This window comes from Reichenbachiella sp. MALMAid0571 (assembly GCF_040151475.1).
GTDB lineage: Bacteria > Bacteroidota > Bacteroidia > Cytophagales > Cyclobacteriaceae > CAXBNB01.
The window spans coordinates 16,487-39,678 of the sequence record NZ_JBDKWG010000116.1 but is presented as its reverse complement, the minus strand read 5'-3'; the positions used below and the strand labels follow the sequence as shown (position 1 = coordinate 39,678).

20 protein-coding genes are annotated in these 23,192 nt (G+C 38.8%); all 20 read right to left on the bottom strand.

What is annotated here, in order from left to right; translation table 11 throughout:
* Window positions 1-4: 4 nt before the first annotated feature.
* Window positions 5-3,199 carry a DUF1553 domain-containing protein gene (locus AAOP42_RS07830; RefSeq protein WP_349527929.1) on the bottom strand — a complete coding sequence of 1,065 codons (3,195 nt, stop codon included), beginning with the start codon at window positions 3,197-3,199 and terminating at the stop codon, window positions 5-7.
* 196 nt (window positions 3,200-3,395) lie between these two features.
* Window positions 3,396-3,650 carry a hypothetical protein gene (locus AAOP42_RS07825; RefSeq protein WP_349527928.1) on the bottom strand — a complete coding sequence of 85 codons (255 nt, stop codon included), beginning with the start codon at window positions 3,648-3,650 and terminating at the stop codon, window positions 3,396-3,398.
* A gap of 59 nt (window positions 3,651-3,709) precedes the next feature.
* The gene (locus tag AAOP42_RS07820; RefSeq protein ID WP_349527927.1) at window positions 3,710-3,859 is read right to left on the bottom strand and encodes a hypothetical protein; all 150 of its coding nucleotides are present in this window, start codon (window positions 3,857-3,859) and stop codon (window positions 3,710-3,712) included.
* 29 nt (window positions 3,860-3,888) lie between these two features.
* On the bottom strand, window positions 3,889-4,863 hold the full coding sequence (locus AAOP42_RS07815) for an NADPH:quinone oxidoreductase family protein (protein ID WP_349527926.1): 975 nt from the start codon (window positions 4,861-4,863) through the stop codon (window positions 3,889-3,891).
* A 108-nt stretch (window positions 4,864-4,971) separates the two neighbouring features.
* Window positions 4,972-8,166, bottom strand: a complete 3,195-nt coding sequence (locus AAOP42_RS07810) for a UvrD-helicase domain-containing protein (protein ID WP_349527925.1) — start codon at window positions 8,164-8,166, stop codon at window positions 4,972-4,974.
* Window positions 8,167-8,290: 124 nt separating this feature from the next.
* Entirely contained in the window at window positions 8,291-8,824 is a 534-nt protein-coding gene (locus AAOP42_RS07805; RefSeq protein WP_349527924.1) for a hypothetical protein, read from the bottom strand.
* A 213-nt stretch (window positions 8,825-9,037) separates the two neighbouring features.
* A complete protein-coding gene (locus tag AAOP42_RS07800; RefSeq protein ID WP_349527923.1) occupies window positions 9,038-9,403 on the bottom strand; it encodes a DUF2200 domain-containing protein in 366 nt (121 codons plus the stop codon).
* A 99-nt stretch (window positions 9,404-9,502) separates the two neighbouring features.
* On the bottom strand, window positions 9,503-10,921 hold the full coding sequence (locus tag AAOP42_RS07795) for a sulfatase-like hydrolase/transferase (protein WP_349527922.1): 1,419 nt from the start codon (window positions 10,919-10,921) through the stop codon (window positions 9,503-9,505).
* Window positions 10,922-10,965: 44 nt separating this feature from the next.
* The gene (locus AAOP42_RS07790; RefSeq protein ID WP_349527921.1) at window positions 10,966-11,097 is read right to left on the bottom strand and encodes a hypothetical protein; all 132 of its coding nucleotides are present in this window, start codon (window positions 11,095-11,097) and stop codon (window positions 10,966-10,968) included.
* 198 nt (window positions 11,098-11,295) lie between these two features.
* Window positions 11,296-11,688, bottom strand: coding sequence for a DUF1398 domain-containing protein (locus AAOP42_RS07785; RefSeq protein ID WP_349527920.1), 393 nt, complete (start codon window positions 11,686-11,688; stop codon window positions 11,296-11,298).
* A 21-nt stretch (window positions 11,689-11,709) separates the two neighbouring features.
* Entirely contained in the window at window positions 11,710-12,198 is a 489-nt protein-coding gene (locus AAOP42_RS07780) for a VOC family protein (protein ID WP_349527919.1), read from the bottom strand.
* The gene (locus tag AAOP42_RS07775) at window positions 12,195-12,755 is read right to left on the bottom strand and encodes an alpha/beta hydrolase (RefSeq protein ID WP_349527918.1); all 561 of its coding nucleotides are present in this window, start codon (window positions 12,753-12,755) and stop codon (window positions 12,195-12,197) included. The genes AAOP42_RS07780 and AAOP42_RS07775 overlap by 4 nt, the downstream gene beginning before the upstream one ends.
* Window positions 12,756-12,928: 173 nt before the next feature.
* Window positions 12,929-13,513 carry a dihydrofolate reductase family protein gene (locus AAOP42_RS07770; RefSeq protein ID WP_349527917.1) on the bottom strand — a complete coding sequence of 195 codons (585 nt, stop codon included), beginning with the start codon at window positions 13,511-13,513 and terminating at the stop codon, window positions 12,929-12,931.
* Window positions 13,488-13,802 (bottom strand): RNA polymerase alpha subunit C-terminal domain-containing protein, encoded by a 315-nt coding sequence (locus AAOP42_RS07765; RefSeq protein ID WP_349527916.1) that lies wholly within the window; start codon window positions 13,800-13,802, stop codon window positions 13,488-13,490. Before AAOP42_RS07765 ends, AAOP42_RS07770 begins: the two co-directional genes overlap by 26 nt.
* 196 nt (window positions 13,803-13,998) lie before the next feature.
* Complete coding sequence (locus AAOP42_RS07760; RefSeq protein ID WP_349527915.1) at window positions 13,999-14,877, bottom strand: hypothetical protein; 879 nt, start codon at window positions 14,875-14,877, stop codon at window positions 13,999-14,001.
* The gene (locus AAOP42_RS07755) at window positions 14,877-16,175 is read right to left on the bottom strand and encodes a DNA methyltransferase (RefSeq protein WP_349527914.1); all 1,299 of its coding nucleotides are present in this window, start codon (window positions 16,173-16,175) and stop codon (window positions 14,877-14,879) included. Before AAOP42_RS07755 ends, AAOP42_RS07760 begins: the two co-directional genes overlap by 1 nt.
* A gap of 39 nt (window positions 16,176-16,214) precedes the next feature.
* Complete coding sequence (locus tag AAOP42_RS07750) at window positions 16,215-16,988, bottom strand: IS982 family transposase (RefSeq protein WP_349527913.1); 774 nt, start codon at window positions 16,986-16,988, stop codon at window positions 16,215-16,217.
* 707 nt (window positions 16,989-17,695) lie between these two features.
* Window positions 17,696-18,874 carry a CHASE2 domain-containing protein gene (locus AAOP42_RS07745; protein ID WP_349527912.1) on the bottom strand — a complete coding sequence of 393 codons (1,179 nt, stop codon included), beginning with the start codon at window positions 18,872-18,874 and terminating at the stop codon, window positions 17,696-17,698.
* Between the two features lie 237 nt (window positions 18,875-19,111).
* Window positions 19,112-19,900, bottom strand: coding sequence for a hypothetical protein (locus tag AAOP42_RS07740; RefSeq protein WP_349527911.1), 789 nt, complete (start codon window positions 19,898-19,900; stop codon window positions 19,112-19,114).
* Window positions 19,901-19,973: 73 nt separating this feature from the next.
* Complete coding sequence (locus tag AAOP42_RS07735; RefSeq protein WP_349527910.1) at window positions 19,974-23,174, bottom strand: caspase family protein; 3,201 nt, start codon at window positions 23,172-23,174, stop codon at window positions 19,974-19,976.
* Between the last annotated feature and the right edge of the window lie 18 nt (window positions 23,175-23,192).

Here is a 23,192-nt window from a genome sequence, read left to right as displayed (position 1 = left end):
GTTTCTATCTTTTTACGTAAGCTTCATCCATATTAAACAGCGTATTTGACAAGACCGACAGTGCCGCCATTTCTATCGGATCGTAACTTTCGGAATCAGAATAGTCCCCCACAGCAAGATAATCCTTCACTCCCATTTCATCTTTCTTAAATTCTTCATACTCTTCCTGATAAAGAGCTTCAAATATTTCTGTTTCCTTTTCATTCGGTGGCCTGCTCAACACCAATTGAAAACCAGTCTCTATTTTATCCTTCAACGAATCTCCGGCCTCATTTTTCAACCTGAATGCCAAAGCCCTGGAAGCTTCCAAAAACTGTGGATCATTAAGTAAAACCAATGACTGCAAAGGGGTATTTGTGCGTTCTCTCGTTATGGTGCAAACTTCCCTGCTTGGAGCATCAAAAAGTTCCATAAACGGTGGTGGGGACGTCCTGCGAATGAAAGTGTACATACTCCTGCGGTACTGTCTTTTGTCCCCATCCCGCTTGTACCTCAGTAGGAAATGAGAAAAATTTCCCTTTTCAATCCATAGCCCATCTGGTTGATAAGGTTTAGAACTTTCCCCTCCCAAATCTTTGTTTAGAAGACCGCTTGATGCCAGTGCATTGTCTCGGATAAATTCTGCCTGCCAACGATAGCTGGGAGCTCTTGCCAACCAGATATTCTCATCATCCTTTTCCATGTGCTCTTTAGATGCTTTTGAGCTTTGCCGATAGGTATAACTGGTTACCATCTTCCTTATCAGGGCTTTAACATCCCAGCCCGACTCCATAAACTCAACCGCTAGCCAATCCAACAATTCAGGGTGTGTAGGCAGGGCACCCTGACTACCAAAATCATCTGCTGTGCTCACAATTCCACGGCCAAAAACCATTTGCCAATATCTATTTACTGCCACTCTTGCCGTGAGAGGATTCTTTTTATCAAAAAGCCATTGGCTTAAACCAAGTCTGTTTTTTGGAAAACCAGAAGGCATTTCAAGAACTTTCTTGGGTGTCCCTGGATCTACCTGTTCGCCATGCGCATCATAAACACCTCTTCGAAGCACATAAGTTGGACGTGTTTTTTCCATTTCTTTCATTACCATGAGTTCAGGAATGGTATCCACCATATTGAGCCGTTTTGCCCTTAACTTCGCCAGTTCATCTGAAATTCTTTTGAAATCTTTGCTTTTATCAACATAAATGACTGGCATTTTTCCTTGTTTGGATTGTTCATAAATGGATGTTACCTGTGTATCCGGTACTTCCCAATCGAAAACCAAAAACTCGTCAAAAGAGCCTTTGTAGATACCATTGTCTCCTCCAAAAGTTCGGTAGCTTTTTCCCATCAGCAACCCACGAAAATCTCTTTGGCGGGCAGTATTGGTAGGTAAAATACTTTTGTACAGGTCATTATAAACAATTCCCTGAGCACTCATTTTCCCATTTACATATATATTAACTCCATCAGCTTTAGATGATCCATCATAAGTAAACAGCACATGAGTCCATTCATTCAATGGTATTTTCTCGCTACTTTTCACATGGATATAGTTATGAGGCAGGCTACTGATCAGTCGCACTGCTGCATTATTGGTTGAATCGAGGTACAACTCCCAACCACGCCATAAACTATTTTTTGACCCTACATTACTCACAATAACTTTACTCTTCCCATTATCCTCAACGGGATTTACCCACACAGAAACAGAAAAATGATCGGTCGCTTCAAACTGTCCAAATTCGTTGAAAACAATCTTATCATCCTGATGATCAAATCGGCGTGCCGACCCTGAGACACCTCTAATAGTATCAGTTCCATTCTGCACAGTGAGTGCCCGGTTGTCCAAAAACTCACTTGAATCAGTTTTGGTCAATCGTTCAAAGGAATGATGTAAAATCGGTTTTACCTGTGTCAGATTTTGGTTATTGACAAAGTCTTTTATGGCTAATAATTCTTCAGTTTTCAAACGATTTTTTTCCTCCAATTTGTGAATATCTTCGTCCAGTGCTGCGATAATCTGATCGGTTGTTTCATCGGTAAGTGTTAACATTGGGCCATAGTTTCCATCGTCACCAGTCATGCCCAATTCCTTTACGTTATTGAAAAATGCACTCAATTGAAAATACTCTTTTTGGGAAATGGGATCAAACTTATGGTCATGACACTTCGCACACTCTACAGTGAGCCCCAGAAAAGCCGTTCCTAATGTATTGGTACGGTTGGTCACATATTCAACTCTAAATTCCTCATCTACGGCTCCTCCCTCGGCTGTCATTGGATGATTCCTGTTAAATGCAGTTGCTATTATCTGATCCTTGGTAGCGTTAGGCATCAGATCTCCTGCCAACTGTTCGGTCACAAATTGATCATAAGGTTTGTTTTCTTTGAAAGCTTTAATCACCCAATCCCTCCATGGCCACATCATACGCTCACCGTCGGCATGGAAACCATGAGAGTCGGCGTATCTTGCCAAATCCAGCCACTCCAGTGTCATCCTTTCTGCATAGGCATCAGATTCAAGTAATCGATCTACTACCCGTTCGTATGCTTCCTCTGAATCGTCATTCATGTAAGCCTCTATCTCAGAAATGGTAGGTGGCAACCCGGTGAGCTCCATGGTCACCCTTCTTAGCAACCTCAACTTATCTTCCTCCTGAGATGTTTTCAAGTCGTTTTGTGACAGCTTCTCCTGAATAAAAAGATCTATTTCATTTCTGGTTTTCCAGCCCGAAATGTTTTCAGGAAGTGGCCTTTTTTCTGGTGGAATAAACGCCCAATGATCCTTCCATTCTGCTCCTTGCTCCACCCATTTTACTATGGCAGCTTTTTCCTCTGCACTTAATACATGGTTTGATTTTGGGGAAGGCATCATGTACTCCGGATCTTCACTCAATATTCTGCTAATGGCATCACTTTTATTCAGATTTCCAGGAACAAAAGCATATTCACCACTTTCACCTTTCGCAAAAAAACCTTCTTTGCTGTCAAGGCGTAGATTGGCCTTCCTTGTTTGTTCATCAGGGCCATGACAGGCAAAGCAACGATCGGAAATTATGGGCTTTACATGAATGTTGAAATCAATGGATTCAGGTAGCTTCTTGTAAGCAATGGCAACATCTTCTGGCATATCCACCCCACAACCTACCATCATTAAAGACAATATAAATATCCATGCACAGCAATTCATCTTGCACGCCGATAGTAGTTTCTTCATTAACCGTACTCTAATAGTTTTCATAGCTTAAAGGAAAACAAGTCCATTTATCATTGAGTGGATTAATTGCTTAATTTACTGTATTTTTTTATCGATAAATTCCTATTTAACATTTTATAGGTAATCCACTTGGCAAAAAGTATCATCGGCTTTCATCGCAAAGTCCAACCCAGAAGTCTATAAATGATGATTTTTTTTATGATTTTAGAGTAGAACTGAAATTATAAGAAAGGCTAATCAAATTGTGGAACTTCCATGGAAAAAGCCCTTCTTCATTGTCAAGGCGCAAGTCAACTCCCCGGGTTTGCTCATCCGGGTCATGGCACTGATAGCAACGGTCAGAAATAATTGGCTTGATGTGGATGTTGAAATCAACTACCTCCTGAAGGTTTTCATAAGCCATTGCCACATCCTCATGCATTTCTACCCCACAACCAGCTAGAAACAACATGACCAATAAGCAAGCGTAGCACTTTTAATTGATCAATTGAATAATGACTTTTGTAAAAATCATCTGTATTGATCTACAATTTCCTTTGCCTCTCGTAATCCACAACCCAAAGCATCCATAACCACCTTCATGGCTTCCGTAATTTTGTTTTCCCTGATCAATTTCAACATTTCGATCTTTACTTCTTCATTAAGTTGATTTTTATCCATTTTTTATTGCTATTTGTTTATTTAAAATACTAAGGCACTAAGACCACCTTGCCCATCACTTCCTTATTGGTCAGGGCATTCATAGCTTCGGCTACTTTTTCCAGTGGGTACTGTGCGTGTATTTGAGGTATTAACTTTCCTTCGGCAAACCACCTGGCTATGGTCATGAAATTCTCTGCATTTTTCTGCGGCTCGTTGCGGAAAAAACCTCCCCAAAACACACCTACAATCTGGCAGCCTTTGAGCAATGGCAAGTTTAGTGGAATTTTCGGAATATCTCCAGCAGCAAAACCTACTACCAGATAGCGGCCTTTCCAGGCTATGGTACGCAAAGCAGGTTCAGTGTATTTATCTCCAACCGGATCGTAAATCACATCTACACCTTTTCCATTGGTCAACTCCTTCCCTCTTTCTTTGAGGTCTTCTTTGGAATAGTTGATGGTAAAATCTGCTCCTATGGATTTGCAATATTCCAGCTTCTCATCGCTTGAAGCTGCTGCTATTACAGTAGCTCCAATATTTTTTGCAATTTGTATGGCTGCCGTACCAACTCCGCCAGCTGCACCTAGCACCAGCAAGGTTTCCCCTGATTTCAATTCGGCTCTGTTTACCAAGGCGTGGTAAGATGTGCCATAAGTCATCATAGATGAAGCGGCAGTTACGAAATCCATTTTGGGAGGAATGGGGAATACATTGCTCGCCATGGCTTTTACTTCTTCGGCAAAACCTCCCCAACCAGTACCTGACATTACCTTGTCACCAGGCTTCAAATGAGAAACACCCTCTCCCACTTCTTTGACAATCCCGGCTACTTCACCACCGGGAGAAAATGGCATTTCGGGTTTAAACTGATATTTACCCTCTATGATTAACGTGTCCGGGAAATTCAAGCCGCAAGCTTTTACAGTGATGATCACCTCACCCTTGCCGGGTGTTGGCGAATCTGTTTCTTCTATTACCAAAGTTTCCGGTTTTCCGTAAGATTTGCATAGTACTGCTTTCATTTTATTCTGGTTTATGTTTACAAATTACTCGTTAGTCGTCCAAGGCAACCATATTTTCATCCTATTTGATTAACTAATACTGGTAAACGGTTGACCATTGACTGTTGACTATTTACAACTTTCCACTTTATTCAAAGAAATATATAAGAGATACCCTTCTATATTTTCATATCCCATGGAAGTTAAAATATCCATGTACTCCTTTACTTGCCTTTTGTTGCTATCCCGTTGTTCTCCCGTTTTAAAATCCACTACTACCGCCTTATTTTTCTGAATCATTACACGATCCAGTCTTTTATCATTTCCCGATTCTGTAATAATACTGACCTCATTTTTCACCTGCCAACGATCAGAAAACCAATCGTTCACCTGATCGATATTGAAAATAGAGCGTAACTTTATTTTGATTTCACTTACCTCATCAATGCTCAATCCATATTCAATTTCTGCTGCTTTTATCGCCTTTTCAAAATCTTTGCGTAATGTTACTTTTGACAATATGTAGTGTATGATCACTCCTTCATTGATGCGGTCAAGTACCTCTTCGTTGCGGATAAACTGGCCAGATCGGATAGACAAATCCTTTCGTTCATTCCATGGATTGGAAATTAATTTGGTCAGGGAAAATTCCTCAGCCTTTCCATCTCGTTCATACACAGAGTAAGGCAACTTTTCTCCAAAACTATAGTGATCCTCCTCTACATGCCATCCCTCAAGGTCATGCAAAGTAATGTAATGGTGCAATAGTGTATTTACACCTGATAGCGCATCAGTTTTCTTTTCATCCAATTCGGACATAATGTAAAGTGCCTCTTCTGCTCTGGTAAATGCCACATACAGGAGATTCAAATTGTCCACATAAGCTTTTACTTTTTCCTCCCAGTAATCTGCCGCAAAAAGAGACTTATCCATGTCCTTTTTGTACTTGAGGGGTACATAAGGTAAGTTTGAGAAAGGCTCATTTTCCTTAGTATCACACCAAACGATATTGTCATGCATGGGGCTATGATCCATTTTCCAGTTGCAAAATGGTATAATGACCACTTTGAATTGCAGACCTTTTGATTTGTGGATGGTCATCAGGCGCATGGCTTCCATTTCGTCAGAAACCTGAATCGAACGGTCTTTGTTTTCTTCCCACCATTGCAGGAACCCATCCACGCCAGTATTTTCCCTTTCTGAAAAATCAAGCACGGCATCCTGAAAAGCCAAAAGATAAGCCATCTGGTCTTTATATTCCTGAAGTCCAAACAACCTGATCAGAGATTCTATCTGATCTATCAGACTTTGTGCATTCAATTCTTTTTTATGCTCAGCCAAAATGCTCAAAGGATTGTTTTTCTGCTCTTTGAAAACACCAATAAGCTGAGGCTGTTCATTTTTCAAATACACATTCCAGGCGTACAGCAACTCAGATTGATAAACCTGTTCTTTCGAATGGAACAAGACTTTCAACGCACATACAATGAAATTGACTACCGGAGAATTCTTTAGGAATAGTGATTCGTTAGAAATGATGTCATACTTGTACCTCGACTGTTCATTTTCAGATTCACGTTGCATCAATGCCTCAGTGATCAGTTTGCCATCGTATTTGTTTCTGATCAATATGGCAATGTCTCTAAGATTGCATTTTGTATCCTGTAGTTTTTCTACTGTTTCAATCAGATTCCCAATGGCTGTCTCCCTGGAGCTTTCACCTTCCTCTTTACGAATGAACCGGATGTCGATGATACCCCCGGTGGATTTTTCTCCCTCCACATGATCTTGCTCGACTTCCGAGTATGCTTTTTTTATGTTTTCAATCTCATCAATACCTTCCCCTGCTTCCTTTTGGAAATGTTCGTAAATAATTTGAGGTGTCTTACTGAAGAGGTCATTATTAAATTCCACGATATTCTTCTTGCTTCTCCAATTGGCTTGCAACGGAATGTTTACAGCATATTGTTCCCCTACATCTTCCTTTATTTTCTCTAAAAGCAATTTCCAATTGCCGCCCCTCCAGCGGTAGATGGATTGCTTGATGTCTCCCACCACCATGCTGAAATTCCCTGCATCCACTACGTCCTTCACCAGTGGTTTAAAATTTTGCCATTGCAACCCTGAAGTATCCTGAAACTCATCGATCAGATAGTTGCTAAACCTTGATCCTATTTTCTCATAAATATATGGTGTGTCACTGTCACGAATGATGTTGTTGAGGAATACCGGAAAATCAGAAATCAACAACAGGTCATTTTGATCACGATAGTCATTGAGCTGGTTGGACACCTCCGACAACAGGCCAAAAGTATAGATGTTTCGGATAATTTGTTTGGCAGTAAAATACCTTTGAAAATGCTGCTCCCAATGCACAATAATATCCTGCAAGACCTGAGCCAAGCCACCGTCAACAGCCTGATCTATAGCTTCCTTTTTGTTGGATGCTTTGCTGTACCATTTCCCTTCGTTGAGTGCCTGGATAGCGCGTATTCCCGGCTCTGCTACTACTTGCTGCGAAAGCTTGTGTAAATAACCACCAACACCAGCCACGCCATAAGAAAAATCGAACTGATTCAATCCGTATTGCTCCATGATTTTGATAGCAGCATTGCCATGAGCAAGTAGTTTGCTTTCAAAATTTCTAACCAATTGATTCAAAGATTTCATGAAAGAAGGCATAAAGTCTTCATCTCCCATACTTTGGAAAATCTTCTCCTTTTCCTGCACAAACAGCTCTTTGAAAAGCTCGTTTGCTAGTCCATTAATGTCTTTTCTGGTATCCCAGGATTGTCCTTCATTGATTTTGTAAAAGGCAAATTCAGTCAGCCAATTGGTAAGGCTTTTATTTTCCCCTATTTCCATCAGTAGTTTATCGACTACCTCGGATATTACTTTTTGCTGGTTGAGCTCTACCTGAAATCCTCCCTGAACCCCTATCTCTCGTGCAAACGAACGCACCACTTTTTGAAAAAAAGCATCAATGGTGATGACCGCAAAAGAAGAATAATTGTGCAATACATTTTTGAGTACATCAGTCGCTCTTTGCTTCAATTGATCTGCTGACATACCCAGTTCTTCCTGCAACTCACCTGACATGCTATGTGCACCTCTAGATAATGAATCCAATGTATCAATGATCCTGGATTTCATCTCTTCGGTAGCTTTGTTGGTAAAAGTCACCGCCAAGATGCTCCTGTAATAGTCAGGTCGCCTCAAAGCCAGTTTGAGGTATTCACGGGTCAGGGTATAAGTCTTTCCTGATCCGGCAGAAGATTGGTATATATGGAAATTTTTAATTTCCTGTACGCTTGTTGCACTCATCTAAAACTAAGCTATTGAGAACGGAGGAGAATAGCTAAAATGAGTATGCAAAAGTTTGGGGAAATGTACCAAAAACCTAAGACAATAGACTGTGGAAATGGTTTTGTGCAAGAAAAAGTAATGATTACTCTTGTTGTGTTTTTCTTTTTATTCGATTGTATTTATCGGTCATCCTTTGATAATCAGTACTACCAAGCGTATCAATTTTAAATTCCTTGTCTTTAAGCTTAAGTTTAAGTTCCGCAATATTATCGGATTCATGGATATTTATCTTTCTGGTCTTTTTAAGGCCATAAGTTTCTGACTTAAAGTATATTTTAGATTCAATCAGGGATGCGTAGGGTTCGCTTGGTTGTAGTTCTCTTTTATAGATTAAAACATCCTGTCCAACGGTAAACTCTGAAAATATTAATCCGTCTTTTGAGTAAAAGTTTGATTCCATGTCCATTACATTACCATAGTCATAATGGACACTTAATTTTTCGACATCATCCAAGCCATACTCCATAATGGCAGTTTGACCTCCTTTTTCTTTAAGTTTGATGGTATTAGAAAGAGTAGCTCTTTCATCAGTTTGATCAATTAAGTATTCTGCCTCTCCCAGCCAATCTGTTCGAAGACAAAAAAATGCAATAATGATGATTCCTAATTTGCTCATATCGATAGTCAGTTAACTGTAAACACCTGAATATAACGCACATACATCATTTAAGTTTTTCTCTGCTTAGGAAAAATCCATCTAAGGTATTAGGCAGTTCGTCAATCGGGGGAATAAATAATAGATGTAACTCTACGACTTTCTCACAATTTATAGCACTTATAGGAAAGTTTTTTTCGAAACTAAGTGTGATTCCAGACTAATGAAAGCTCCCTACACAACCCTCAGTATCTTCTCCATCTTACGTCCTTTCGCCAATTCATCTACCAACTTGTCCAAGTACCTCACCTGTTGCGTTAACGGATTCTCGATTTCTTCGACCCGATAGCCACAGATTACACCCGTGATGAGATAAGTATTAGCATTTAATGTAGCATTCCGAAAAAATATTTCAAAAGTTACTTTTTCATCAATAAGTGCTTGCAGTTTTTTTTCATCATAGCCAGTTAACCACTCAATTACCTGATGTAATTCTTCTTTTGTTCTCCCTTTCCTCTCCACTTTTTTGATATAATGTGGATACACGGAAGCGAACGTCATAGTTGCAATACGCTCATCATGTTTTTTTGAGTTGTTCATGCTTTACATTTTTACGTTAATCTTTCAAACTATTTAAACCTTTCTGATTTGTATTTTCTTTTAACAATTATATCCTAAATCTTTTAATACTATCAAATATTACTGGTTTGAAGCTTCATGTTTTTCTGTTTCCAATACAGGCATAGACCTATACCATGACACCACTTTTTGAGTCATTTCCTCAACTCTCCCGACATGTACCTCTGCAAGGTTTTGAGACTCTCCAGGGTCATTAACAATATTATACAGTTCTGGCCTGCTTCCATCGTAATCGCACAAAAGTTTCCAGTCTCCTTCACGCATAGCCAAATCAGGAAGATTCTTAAAATTGTAATAATTTTTTCGATCCGGAGGACGACTGTAAAATATTGGGGATTTACGAGATGAATTTGCTTCTCCCAGAATTGTTTGTATATGACATTCTCCATCTGTAATGAAGCTGTCAGGTGATTTTGTTCCGGTAAACTCAAGCAATGACGGTGCTAAATCTATAGCGGAAAAAACCGACCTTTTATTTCGAGTACCTTGAACTTTTTCACTCATAAATCCAGGCCCCCAGACTATCAGGGAAGAACGTATTCCTCCTTCGTAAAGATGTGTTTTATATCCCTTTAATTCTCCCGCTCGTCCGGCACCCAACTCCGGCCCATTATCTGAACAAAACAAAACCAGTGTATTGTTGCGTAATTCATTATTTGTCTGAATATAGTCAACCAGTTTTCCAAACTGTTGATCCATTGCTTCCAAAACCGCCAGATACAACCCTCTTTTACCGGATGCTTTTGCCACTCCGTATTCTTCAAACGGTGGCCAATAAGGGCTGTGTACATCGTCCGGCCAAATATTTACGTAAAATGGTTTTTGCATTTTAACAGCTTCATCAATAAAATTTACAGCTGAATCAATAAATCCCGTGGTAATCTCAGACCTTTGCATCCACCTAAAAGGTTTTCCAAGCATTTCCGCTTTCTTCCAAATCTGTCCTACTTTTCCACTTTCGTCTTTCGTAAGGGGAAGCAATTTGGCTCCCATCCCTTCAAAATTGGTCAGTGATTTATCAAATCCATATTCATTGATGTATGGTGCGTCAGTCACATCACGTTGTCCGCCCATGTGCCATTTGCCAAAATGACCAGTGGCATACCCGGCATTGTTCAATCTTCGAGCCAGCATAGGTGCTGAAGGATCAAGCCAATTTACCATGCTACGTTCATGGTTAAGGTCTCGATGAGCCAGGTAAGAAGTGATATTCCAGCGCTGTGGGTAAGTTCCTGTTGAGATTGCTACACGAGATGGTGAACAAATAGGTGAATTCACATAAAATTGCTCAAAGCATATACCTTCTGACTCCAGTTTATCAATATTAGGTGTTTGCGCATCTACATTTCCAAAGCAGGATAAATCTGCCCATCCCATATCGTCAATAAATATCAGGATAATATTTGGCTTTTTGTTTTCTATACCTGCACAGCCACAAAGAAAAAAAGCATAAACAATTAGATAAAGTATCTTTTTCATAATTTATATATAGTTTGGCAATGGCAAGTGGGGATTAGAATGCACTAACCCTGCCCTTCCGGCAGGCGGGCTTTCCATTCACTCATAGCAAGCACACCATATTTTAAATATATAAATTGTAGCGAACTTTCCGATCTCCACGGAAATATACTGACCAATGAAACTCGTCTAGTCATCTGTTTAAACCCATAATTTATTTATAATCAAAAGCATGCAAAAATGACTTTTCATATGAATTGCTATTTGATTATATCAAGGGCAAACTGAGATAAGTAATTTTGATTTATTATTATTTTTTGTTCTATATCAGGAAACTATAGTCTTAAACTGACTAGCCTCAGCGAGATGCTAACACCAGTGGAGGTTCGTTGTTTTTATACAGACGGAACATTTTCAATTAATATTTCATTTTCAGCCTTGTCATAATAGGTGCAGGTCATTTTATTAAGGTTTACAATCCATTTTTCAATTCCTGTTTCAGCACAATGTGTACAAAAAGTAAAATAGTCTGTTTCTCCCTTTTGGTGAATTTTTAAATAGTGATTGAATTTATCAGTGTCACTCTTTTCAGCTATTACCATTTCAGCATATTTCGGTTTGGATTTTGTTTGAAATTCGTTGTTACCAAAATATTTTGTATGACTGTCAGTCACCCACGTTTCAAATGCAACGACTCCAATTTCTTTAATATCCTGAATGTAATTAGGAAATTCAGCTCCTGACTTTATTTTGCTGTGAGCCAATTCGATTTGTTCTACTGTAAACATTATCTATCTTATTTTAAAATGTTAATTTACTTCTGTGTTCTCCAAAATATCCGTTGCTGTTTCAGTCCCGAGTTGTTCTGCCAATCCGACAAGTAGTCCTTCCGTCCCACGTATATAGCAAAGCCGATACATGTCCCCAAACTGAACCACTTCTCCTACCACTTCAGCACCATGTTTCTCAAGTCTAATCAGCAATTCGTCAAGGTTGTCAACCCTGAACATGACACGGAGATAACCAAGTGAATTCACCGGGGCGGTCCTGTGGTCTGCAATTGTTTGAGGAGTTAGAAATTGTGAAAGTTCAAGTCGGGAGTGTCCATCGGGGGTAATCATCATTGCGATCTCAGCAGACTGATTACCAAGTCCCGTTACACGTCCTGCCCATTCACCTTCTACCTTCATCCGTCCTTCCAGAGTCAATCCAATCTCCGAAAAAAATGCAACTGCGTTATCGAGGGATTCCACCACGATACCAACATTGTGCATTTCCATTAATTTACTTTTTGTCATGATTTCTTCAATTTTATATCGCCAACCAATTCCGGTAATCCGTTCGAAAAAGCATGGTCTGTTCCATTTAAAATCCTTACGATTGCATTTGGGAATACCTTTTTATAGAAATTCAAATGTTTGAAAGGGACAATTAAATCTTCTTTGCAGTGATATAAAAATACCGTTGCTATTTTTCCTAATTTATGTTCAAAATTTTCTTGCAGCACAAATTCGTCAATATCCCAACCATTCTTTCCCCAATGTGGTGTAGCAACTAAAAACAGTGATGAAATTGAAATATTTGGTTTTTCTTCCGAGATGTATTTAAGCAGCATTGAACCTCCTAATGAATGTCCAATTAGCATAACAGGTTGGTCTAAATTTTCAAACTCTTTAGACAAGAGCTTTTTCCACTTTTGATAGGATGGGTCTTCCGGATCATCTATTATTGGATAGTGAATTTCAAAATCGTTCTGTAATTCTTTCTTCAGGTACGAAACAAGGTCGAAACTTCCTTGTCCTGCACCCCCTTGTCCACCACCGCTGTGAGCGAATAAAATTTTTATTGGTTTCATTCGGATTCAATAAATTTATAAAATGTCTTACTCATTTTGTGAATTATAATTTTCCAGTTTTGCAATGTAACCGTCTAAACTTGTAGCAATGAAGAGTGATATTTTTCGCATCTGCTTTCAATTTTAATGTTTTTTTGCAAAATAATTTATTTCATTTTTTATGTTCTGCTTTGTTATTCATTTCTCGGTTCATAATGCAGAATTACCGCTCCACCATTAAAGACTTTAGTCTTAACGAGTTTAAAAATAGTCCTGTCGTTTATGTTTTCAAATAATGGCAAACCGTTTCCCGCAACAACCGGATGTATGCAAAGTTGGAATTCATCAATCAAGTTAAGTTTCATTAACTGTATAATTAAACCAGGACTACCAACAAAAATATCTTTACCTGATTGTTGCTTGAGTTCTAAAACAGTTTCTTTTATATCACGATTTGCTATGGTTGCGCTTTTCCATTCAACATTATTCAGGGTATGGGAAAAAACAATCTTTGGAATATTGTCAATAGCTATGGCAAAGTCATTCATTGATTTTATTTCAGAAGGATTTTCCAAAAATGTTCGCCAAAATTCCATAAGCTGATATGTAGTTCTGCCATATAAAATGGCGTCTCCCTGACCCAATAATTCCGTATAATGTTGATGAATTTCTTCATCAGGCAACCCGGCCGTATGATCGCAAAACCCATCAAGTGTCATATTGATTGCTGCAATTAGTTTTCTCATACTATGTTTATCTTCTTGATTTTTTGTCTTCATTCCGTTTGAAGGACAACCTTTTTTCTTCAAGTGCTTTTCTAAAAACGGGCAATGACGCTTTTCCTATTCCGTGTAATTTCAGAATTTCCTTCTCTGTATATGAAGACAATTTTTCAATTGTGTCAATTCCGTAATGAAGCAATGCATTTCTTGCAGGGCTGCTTAAAAGTGCTAAAAATCCTGAAGCAGGTTCTTTGAGCTTTTCACAAATCGGGCAAGTCGGACAGGCACTACTTTTATAAAAAGTATGTCCATACTTACAAGTCTTTTTTATTTTCTCTGTCGCCATATTTTTGCCGATATTTGAATTCCGTTTTCCGCATCTGTTTTGGCTCTTACAATAACCGTCAACGGTCAAGTATAAGAGCAGTAGCGGATTTCAAGGCGATGACCTGTCCGCCTAATCTGAAGTTTGCTAAGTGAACGAACCTTTCTGAAAGCCTTATCTGCCCTATGTTTTCTTAGCCAATGCTGGGGCAGTGTTTTTATTTCTTGTCCTTTGGTTTTGGTGCAGCATATGACTCAAGAAACTCAATTGCAGATTCTTTTGAATTAAAAATCCCTTCAACCTTGTCCTTGTTATTGTATCGAACTACGATTTCATATTTCAATACAGGAAGGCTTCCATTATCATTTTGGTAGCTTTCTATGAAGTCGATGGCTTCTTCAACTGTTGTAAGAGTATTAGAAGTTCCATGCAAAGGCAAAACACTTATTAATTCGATAAATCTTGAAACGGCTTTTTCTAAGCTTTCAAAAAAGGCATCAACTTCTACTTTATTTAGTCTTAGCAGATAATTGGCCAAATTCTTCTTATTATCGAACTTTTCCCACTTGTCAATTTTATCTTGAAAGTCTTTCTCTGTCGTATTTTCTTCTGTACTTGCGTCTATTCCATATTTTTTGAATGCCTGAAGAATTAAGTCATAAGGGAAATAAAGAACATGGAAACCTAACGACCTTAATTGATTCAATGCTCCGTCTGTAAATTCTCCTGCTAACATAACTCCCATAAATGGAGCGAAATTCTTATGTGTAGCTACTAATGGTAAAATAGCACCTTGAATTTCTTGAGCTTTATTTCTTGAATGCTTGGTGTACCGTCTCCAAGCACTTTCAATGAATGCAACTGGGTCTCCAATTTTGTTTTTCGTTCCATTTCTTTCAAGAACAAAATCCAAGTCATGAGAATTTTCAAATGAGTCAATCCAGCTCACCTTTTTTCCTGATCGAGCAGGACGGTCTCCTTGAGTGTCTAGGTATAACTTATGTTTTCGGGCAAACTTTGAAAGTTCAGTAGCAAAGACTTCTTCAAGAAAGTCTCCTATGATTTGCCCCCATTTATGTGCTGGTGATTTTGCCATTATCCTTTTATCCAAAGTCTTCCTTCATGCAAAGGGACTCTATGTTTTCTATTTTTCCATTTTGTATTACGATCACGAAGTTTTTCAAATTCGTATGATTCAAAACCTGCATAAACTGCAAGTTCACCTAACCACTTATCGACTGGCACATAAACTCCGTATGGAGCACTATCGCCAATAACAAAACATACTTTACATCCCTTCTTTGTTACTCTTCTTAACTCGTGAAAAACTTCCGCAAGGTCCTTGAAATATGCAATTATCATTAAGTGATAATTCTTTTTACCACCCCGAGTTAACCTTGTTTCAGCCAATTCATTGAACACATCTGTGATTTCTTTTCTAATTGGAGTCAACAAGGGTGATTCCAAAATCTCGTTCGCTTTATCTTTTAAACTGGTAACGTTCTGTGTACAAGCGGTTACAAGAAATTTTCTAACCTTCTCTTGCAGATCTCCCCATCCTTCAATGTCTCCCCAAAAAGTCATTTCAAGTCTTGTCGCATCTGCATAGTCATAATTGTTAGCGTAAGGCGGTGAAGTTATTACTAGATCAGCCCAATTGTCAGGAACGGAGGGCATATGTCGAGCATCTTCCATAAAAATTGCGCTCTTAGTTGCGTTGGGATAACGTCTTTGCATGTTTTGCATGTCCTGAACCATTTCGTACAACTTGGCTTCAAAAGCATGAAACACATCAATGACTTTACCTTTGGTTTTTGAAGGTTGAATATATTGCCATTGAGCAGTACCAACAGGCGAAGTTGTTCTGAGAATGGCTGTTATAACAAACCAATTAAGTTCTTTTACTACAGTATCATCAGTTGATTCGAACCAAGCTTCTTTTAATGCTTCTAGTTTTTTTAGTATTTCAATGGGATAGCATTTTTCAATAAGTTTAGGATATTCTTTCTTATTGACTTTCTTAGACTTGGCATTTTCAAGTAATTGTTTTGCAGCTTCTTTGAAGTTCCTAGGTTCAATTTGCCAAGAAAGTTTTGCCTTTGCAATTCGATATACGTAAGGGTGAGCCTCTATTCCAATTGAATTGATTCCTGCATATTCGCCTTCGAGCATTACTGTTCCTGAGCCACCAAATGGGTCAAGCACATTTTGTCCGTTTTCACGTTCAATCAATTCCCTTACCCAAGGTCCTGAGAAGCCTGCTGTATACCTGTACCACCTATGAATAGGCAGTTTCATGTTATCTGCAAAGGTTGAAGTCAAATCTGCCTTTCCATTATTATTTGTCTCTGTTTTGAAGAGTTCCAATTGAGGTTCTTGTACTCCATTTTCCATGCTGCTAATTTACTTTTAATTTGTCGGCTTACCTTAACCTCAGTTCGATGTTTTATCTAAAGAAAGTACAATTTTCTTTTTGTATCTGTCAGTGATAGCTGGTTTGCGATCCATGAAAGAATAAGCCATCAAAGCAGCGAGCATATTATTGATGGCATTTTCGACACTTCTGTGTCGGGTGTGCCAAAGGTCAAAGATGTTTTTCAACAGGTCGATCACTGTTTCGATCAGGCTTCTTTTTTTCAACAGGAACTTGTCCCTGACTGTAATGAACTTGTTTTTCATGTTCCTGCGGATCTTGGAGACCAGTACAAGACCTTGTTCATATAGTATGTCAAACAACCTTTTGGACACATAGCCTGCATCGCCATACAGCTTGCCCTGTCCAATTGCCGCACACATCTGTTTGACCGTATCGGGGTTGCTGTCGCTTACATTACCCGAAGTGAATGTAAAGCCCATCAGCCCTCCTGTTTGATTGACGATCAAATGCAATTTTAGACCAAAAAACCACCCGGTGGACGTTTTTCCCCTTTTGGCAAAGCCTTTAAATACCTTATGGCTGTGTATGCGATGGTTGTCACAAACCTCCAGTTTGGTCGAATCGACATAATAGGTGCCAATCAGCTCGCCAAGGCCATTATGGAAAATAAAAAAGTACAAAGCCAGATTGACCTGTTTCTTAATTTCTATAAAACGGTTATAGGAAACAGCCTGTGGAAAGTAGCTTTTCCAAGTACCCAATATACCCTGACAATAAAAATATTTGAAGCACTTCGAGCCACTGTAATGATAGAAAATGACTATGGCCATGATCTCACTTGGAGACAGGCTGCATTTTAAAGCAGAGAGTTTTTTTTAATGGGATCTTCGCTGACCCCTTTTTGATTCAGGAATTTTTCGAACTCCTGGTAGAAATCATCGCATCTTACGAAGATTTCTACTAACTTTTCAGTATGGTTCATAAGGATTAGATCATTAGTATTTCTTGTTTTTTTACAATTCTAATGATTCTAATCCTTATTTTCAAGAAAACACATACTATAACAAGCTATATGTCAGTTGATTATACCCCGAATTGACGTTACCTTATTCTGTGTCGTTCGTTTTTACATTGCCCCCAACGCACAGCGGCTCATGGCTTTTTGCGTGAAAGCTTTAGGGGCCATGATTATTTGGACGCTGTTATTGTTCGTTTAAATATCGGAAACTACTACCGCATTTCTACGCTTTGATCTGAAAAATTATGGAATGATAGGGTTGCTATCTGCCGTCATTTTTAAGAATAAAGGTTGATGCTCAGTCTTTACCTCTTGACTTTGTGGTAATTTTCGTGTAACACGTGTACACGTTTTGAAAGACACCTTTCAACGAGGCAACATACTTGCCCTATGTTTTTCTCAAATCTAATGAATTTTTAATTCATCCTCTTAACGGCTAAGTTGCTGCCATTTTCAATAAATTTGTAACTAAGTAAAAAAGAATGAGCCCTTTGCTAACAAGCACTTGTATTGCTATAATTACTTAACCGGAGCTTTTGATTGTCGGGAATAGATGAACCCTACGATTTTATCCATAGCGTAGAAAGCCAGTGCGAGGAAGAAGATGTTGAGGTGGATGTTGAAAAAGAAGAAGGTGGTCAATGACAGCATGGCCAAAATCGTAATGTAACTGGCAAATCCTGCAAGGTATTTGGCTATGGCTATCGATCCGAATTTTTTGGTGATAATAGCTTCCATATAGTCTCCCTCTACAAAAACCATATAGCTCAGGTAGATATATATACAAAAAATTAAAAGAAAAAACCAAATATTGACCAGTGTATCGCCTTCTTTTATGGTAAGGAAAGCATTGAGTAAAATCAGTGGGCCAGCTGTAATTTCGAACAGGGTTTCATGCATGTCATTTTCAAAAAAATCACCGATAATCACTATTTTTCCGGCGGTAAAATCCTGTATGTCTTTGTCCTCCAGAAAAAGGAGTTCTCCCAGACTGACCGGGTTAAAACCCGCCTCCTGCTCCATTATGTCTTTTTGCAACAGCCTGTAGTTCATGATGAAATTATTGATTGTCCAATGGTCACCAATTTTTACAAAAGGGCCTTTCTTTTCTGATTTTACTCCATATACATCTTCATACACTTTTAGCGGAGTGAGCTTCAGGGAGTCATTGTACACCAATTGGTATTTATACACTCCGTCAAACACACTGCCAATGACGTAATCAGAAAGCCCCCTGTTGATGTCTTTGAAAACTGGTGCTTCCAGCTCCCCTTTGTCATTGAGATGTGAAGAAAGGATGACATTGTCCATCTGCTGTAGTGCGGCATGTAGTGGTGCATCCACATCGGTAGAGTCGGCAAAATGAATATCACATATAACGTATTTGGGTTTTGTTTCTGCTGAATTGATAATTTCTAAAAACAGGCCAAGCTTTTCTCTGTCGGTAATCACCTGATTTCCTACAGGAAAACCAAACTCATCGTATCGGTCTATCAATTGTAGGTCATAAGATGTATTGATAAAAGCGTATTCAGCAGAATTAGGAATTTCACGATTGGCAAATTTCAGTGCAGAAGAACTCCAGATGAGGAATTTTTCATCTCCGGCAAGCCAAGGCAACTTCATCAGGTAAAAAGTAAGAAAAAGCATTGCTATAGTGTTTGCAACGATCCAGATAAAGAGTAAGGCTTTTTTCAATTCAATAGTTTTTTACTACAATTCATATTTCCCCTATACATTTTCATTTAGACCATAGGGCCTTGCGCAAAAACCAGCATAAATCTTTTTGTCATTTGTAAATCAGTAAGAAAGACCTCTCCTTCGTCGAGGTGACAAAGAGGAGGTAATAGAACTAAAATCTACTGACCTGCCAGCACTCAATTTAGAATAAATACCAATCAAAATTCTGACATTCTAATTCCAGAAACAGGCTTATCATTGCGCACTTTTCGCTAAAGCTCGTCTTACGTCGCTCTCGGAACATTTTCCATAAAGCATGGCAATAATTTCCGCCACATTCTTTTCCTTCTCTGAGGTAGTCCCACCACCTATATTTTCCATCAGGTATTTTATGTCGTCTTTGTTGATAACAACCAGCTCAAGGCTTGTAATCAGTTCTGATTGTTCGCTTGTAGCATTGAAATAAAACAATTTAACATCCGATACTTCCGCAGGATCAATTGACTTATCGTCCACTGAATAAAAATCTGAAGCCTCAAAAACAAGTGAATCTCCTTCATTAGACAATTTTTTATTGATTACCTCTCCTTTATAAGCATAGCTGGCATAGAAAAACCTGTTGTCGCTCATGGGATAAGCGGTAGAAGAAACAGCCACTTTGTAGGTATTGCCCAGTATGGCGACTGGGCCTTCACCAAACCTTTTCTCAAAATCGAGTTTGTTGTTGATGCCTCCGGATCGGGTACTCAATCTGCCTCTGGCCGGAGACAGTACTGAAGAAAGGGCATAAGCAATTTCACTTTTGCCAGCAACATTCTCCTGCTCCTGAATGACGAAACGACCTCTACTGGAACTTAAAACTGCTGCCTTAGCATCCGAAGATTCAAATTTAAGTTTAGCTGATTCATCTATACGCATTCCTTTGGTTAAATACTTCTCACTTTTGGTATCGTATATCTTACCGATCGAATGGATAATGGTATAGGTCTGGGCTTTTACTGAAAGTCCAAAAAACACGAGTAATATGGTCAATGTAGTTCTCATGATGCCTTTTTTAAGTATAAAATCAGAAAGTAACAAGTTATAAAGTTGAATGGTTAATGGTTAAAGTTAATTGTCAATATAGTCTGAAATCATTTTTTACATTTTCTTCTCTGGAGGTAGGCACCTGATTGCCATTGCTCTTTTTTATTACCTGCTCACTCACAAAGTTTCTCATTTCCGATACTGTGTAGCTCGCATCCCGATTCCAATCCGCATATCTGGTTTTTATCCCTTCTATAAAACTAGCCGTGAACAATCCATTGGCAGAGTTGACTCCTTCGGCGGCAAACTCTGTGCCACCAGCGGCGGATATCACAGTAGCACCAGTCCCTTTTTTCATATCTCCGAAAAGTGCTTTGGACAACTCCAATGTATTTTCCAGTCCAAAACTATTTTCTTTTAACTTGACCAATGCACCTGCAGATCTGAAAGCAACAGAGCCGACTGCTTTTGTCTGTGCTGTAGCTTCTTCCACATCATCGTCATCAAGTTCTCCTGAGTGACAGGTATCCATCATCAATACCTTGTTTCTGCAATTGATTCCATCGATGATCTTCTCAAGCTCCCCGTAAGGAAGGCCTCCGTTTGCAGGATTGCTAAAGTCAATATTGTGTGTTGCAAAATAATAGTTGTAATCATTGTCCAAAACTCCATGGCCAGCTATAAAAATCATTACCACATCGTCAACTTTGGCTTTTTCTACAAATGATCGGATGGCTTTAATGTTAGAATCAGTGGCATTAGCATTTGTAACCATCTTTACATTTACATTACCGTAAGCACTGGATTTTTTCAGTGTATTGGCTATATCATTAGCATCTTTGGCTGCAAAAGCCAGGTTGTAATTCGACTGCTGGTATTCGGAAACCCCTACTCCCACCAGATACAAATCGGGTTTGTCCCACTCGGCACTATATTGGATTTCAAAAAATTCCGGTATGGATTCCTGTCCTTTGGCGTTTAGTGCTGTTACTTTTATTTCGTTCAATCCGGCTGATAAATCGAAAGTGACATCCTTAGAAACTACTTTGGAAGACTGAGCCGAAACATCTATCCCGGATGAACTGAAAACAGGCACATCGTTTACATATACATTCAACCTGTCTATGTTTGAATCTTTGTCCTGAGCTTTTATGCTGAATGAAATAGATCGCTGATCAGTTTCCAGAGGAAGTTTGCCTGCATCAACTGTTACAGTTGGCAGGTCAAAATTATTACCCAGGTCTGATTCCTTGAAACCGAGCCTTTTTAACCTTCTTTCATACGCTGCTTTGTAAGAAGCAACCAACTTTTGTGGTGCATAGCCTATCCTGTTTGCCACAATATCGGGCCTGTTATATTTCAATTCCAATTGCTCTACCGGCAATACCTTATTACCAGTTTTAAAAGCAATAGCCTTTGCCGCACCTTTAGACGAGGTATAGTAAAAATCAGGAGTAAAGGCGATATTGTCTGCTTCGTCTATTAAAGCCATAGTAATCGCTCGCTTTCTGGTATTCAGGTCGTACATGGCTATCTCACCTCCTTCATTGGTAGTGATTAAAAATTTAGAATCAATGCTGAAAACTGCATCTGTAATCACACCCTTTTGGGTATCTGTAAAAAGTTCCGAGCCTCCTTTTTTCACTGACAAGTCATAACCATCAAATGACACTGATAAATCACCTCTTTTGAATTTATCTTCCAATGAAGTATATTCTTCCTTCATTTTCTTGTCTTTCCTGCTGCTTAATGACCATTCTTTAGTATCACCTGACGTGGTGTGAGCCCATACTTTATCATCATCATCTGGATCAAATTTGATCCAATCCATATTGTCTTTTTTCTCCATCAGAGTTTTCGTCACTCTACCCGATGTGATGTTCCAAACCTTTAAATACAAAGAATTTTCCTCAGTAGTTGCTATAGATTTACCATTTTTAGAAATGTCTATGGAATTTACATTTGGCGTACGCTCAAACGACCTTACCATTTGTCCGGAAGTAATGTCCCACATAGTCATATTCTTATCCGCCGAACCTACTAAAATATGTCTGCCATCGGGCAATACATCCACAGCCAAGGCTGGCTGTACATAGCCTTCTAAATCTCTGATCTTTCTACCTGACTCAAAGTCAAATAGTTTCATTTTACGCTCAACATCGGATGTTACTACAGTACGATAGTCAGGAGACAGTGACAACCAGTTGGTATTTTTTGTAATGTTTTTAATTTCCTTCACCACAGGAGGAACATATTTAGTAGCTTCTTTGTTTCCCGGCTCTGGAAATTCAGCATTTTCTACATCATATACTTTAATGGATCTGGTTTCATTTACAATAATTTTTGTTTGATCCTGATTATAAACTGCCACACCTCGAGAATTAGCCAATTGCCATTGGTTCGGTCTATTCAATGGTGCAAATGCATTTCTATCTTCTGTAAGTGCTGCAATCATGGCACTTGCATTGCCAGTATCTTCTTCTTCACCTTTTGAAGCGATAAATGGTATGTAAATATTTTGCGAAAACAGAACTTTCTTACCATCGTCAGTAAATTCAATATTAGAGTAACTCATTATGAATATAGTAGTCATATCCTTACCAATCCTGCCATTGGCTACATTTCCAATAACAGCAAATCCAGTCATGATAACCTTGGTGTAAGCTAGCGCAGCACCTGATCCTTTGTAGCTGTCGAGAGCATCAGCCAAAATAACACCCTTGTCAGGATCAATTAATTTTACTTCCGGTGAATTGTTTTTACCTCCTCCGGTAACTATACGATCTCCATCAGGGGAAATAGCCAGATTTTTAATAGGCGCAGAAAATCCCCTGATTGTCTTAATGGTATCACCTTTAGCAGTCCAAAGTTTGAGCAATTCATCCTCACCTCCTGACACTATCATTTGCCCGTCGGCGGAAAGCTTAGCTGTATTTACTCCTCCTTCATGACCGTCTATGGTCAACAGTATTTCGCCCGTCAAAGCATTCCACAAAATCATTTTACCATTTTTATCACCAGATAATAATGTCTTACCATCTTTTGATAAATAAATACAATTGACACCAGCTTCATGGGCATTGAATGTATTTACATCTATGCCCGTAGCTACATCCCACATCTTTATACTCTTATCCTCGCTCGCAGAATAAATATGTTTACCTGTTGGAGAGTATGCAACCATATTAATGGCTGATTTATGCCCCTGGCGTACCACAAGCTCCACATCCTGAGCAGTGGAAATAAAAATTACAGAACTGAAAAGAAGAGTTAACAACAATTGACGAAGCATATTTGTATTGTTTAAATA

What these genes read in the sequence shown, in the direction of transcription:
- AAOP42_RS07825 (WP_349527928.1), bottom strand. Translation starts at nt 3,650, where the DNA reads ATGTTGTTTCTAGCTGGTTGTGGGGTAGAAATGCATGAGGATGTGGCA.
- AAOP42_RS07780 (WP_349527919.1), bottom strand. Translation starts at nt 12,198, where the DNA reads ATGACAAAAAGTAAATTAATGGAAATGCACAATGTTGGTATCGTGGTG.
- AAOP42_RS07810 (WP_349527925.1), bottom strand. Translation starts at nt 8,166, where the DNA reads ATGAGTGCAACAAGCGTACAGGAAATTAAAAATTTCCATATATACCAA.
- AAOP42_RS07750 (WP_349527913.1), bottom strand. Translation starts at nt 16,988, where the DNA reads ATGGCCATAGTCATTTTCTATCATTACAGTGGCTCGAAGTGCTTCAAA.
- AAOP42_RS07815 (WP_349527926.1), bottom strand. Translation starts at nt 4,863, where the DNA reads ATGAAAGCAGTACTATGCAAATCTTACGGAAAACCGGAAACTTTGGTA.
- AAOP42_RS07770 (WP_349527917.1), bottom strand. Translation starts at nt 13,513, where the DNA reads ATGAAGACAAAAAATCAAGAAGATAAACATAGTATGAGAAAACTAATT.
- AAOP42_RS07740 (WP_349527911.1), bottom strand. Translation starts at nt 19,900, where the DNA reads ATGAGAACTACATTGACCATATTACTCGTGTTTTTTGGACTTTCAGTA.
- AAOP42_RS07765 (WP_349527916.1), bottom strand. Translation starts at nt 13,802, where the DNA reads ATGGCGACAGAGAAAATAAAAAAGACTTGTAAGTATGGACATACTTTT.
- AAOP42_RS07805 (WP_349527924.1), bottom strand. Translation starts at nt 8,824, where the DNA reads ATGAGCAAATTAGGAATCATCATTATTGCATTTTTTTGTCTTCGAACA.
- AAOP42_RS07760 (WP_349527915.1), bottom strand. Translation starts at nt 14,877, where the DNA reads ATGGCAAAATCACCAGCACATAAATGGGGGCAAATCATAGGAGACTTT.
- AAOP42_RS07775 (WP_349527918.1), bottom strand. Translation starts at nt 12,755, where the DNA reads ATGAAACCAATAAAAATTTTATTCGCTCACAGCGGTGGTGGACAAGGG.
- AAOP42_RS07800 (WP_349527923.1), bottom strand. Translation starts at nt 9,403, where the DNA reads ATGAACAACTCAAAAAAACATGATGAGCGTATTGCAACTATGACGTTC.
- AAOP42_RS07790 (WP_349527921.1), bottom strand. Translation starts at nt 11,097, where the DNA reads ATGACTAGACGAGTTTCATTGGTCAGTATATTTCCGTGGAGATCGGAA.
- AAOP42_RS07795 (WP_349527922.1), bottom strand. Translation starts at nt 10,921, where the DNA reads ATGAAAAAGATACTTTATCTAATTGTTTATGCTTTTTTTCTTTGTGGC.
- AAOP42_RS07820 (WP_349527927.1), bottom strand. Translation starts at nt 3,859, where the DNA reads ATGGATAAAAATCAACTTAATGAAGAAGTAAAGATCGAAATGTTGAAA.
- AAOP42_RS07785 (WP_349527920.1), bottom strand. Translation starts at nt 11,688, where the DNA reads ATGTTTACAGTAGAACAAATCGAATTGGCTCACAGCAAAATAAAGTCA.
- AAOP42_RS07755 (WP_349527914.1), bottom strand. Translation starts at nt 16,175, where the DNA reads ATGGAAAATGGAGTACAAGAACCTCAATTGGAACTCTTCAAAACAGAG.
- AAOP42_RS07830 (WP_349527929.1), bottom strand. Translation starts at nt 3,199, where the DNA reads ATGAAGAAACTACTATCGGCGTGCAAGATGAATTGCTGTGCATGGATA.
- AAOP42_RS07735 (WP_349527910.1), bottom strand. Translation starts at nt 23,174, where the DNA reads ATGCTTCGTCAATTGTTGTTAACTCTTCTTTTCAGTTCTGTAATTTTT.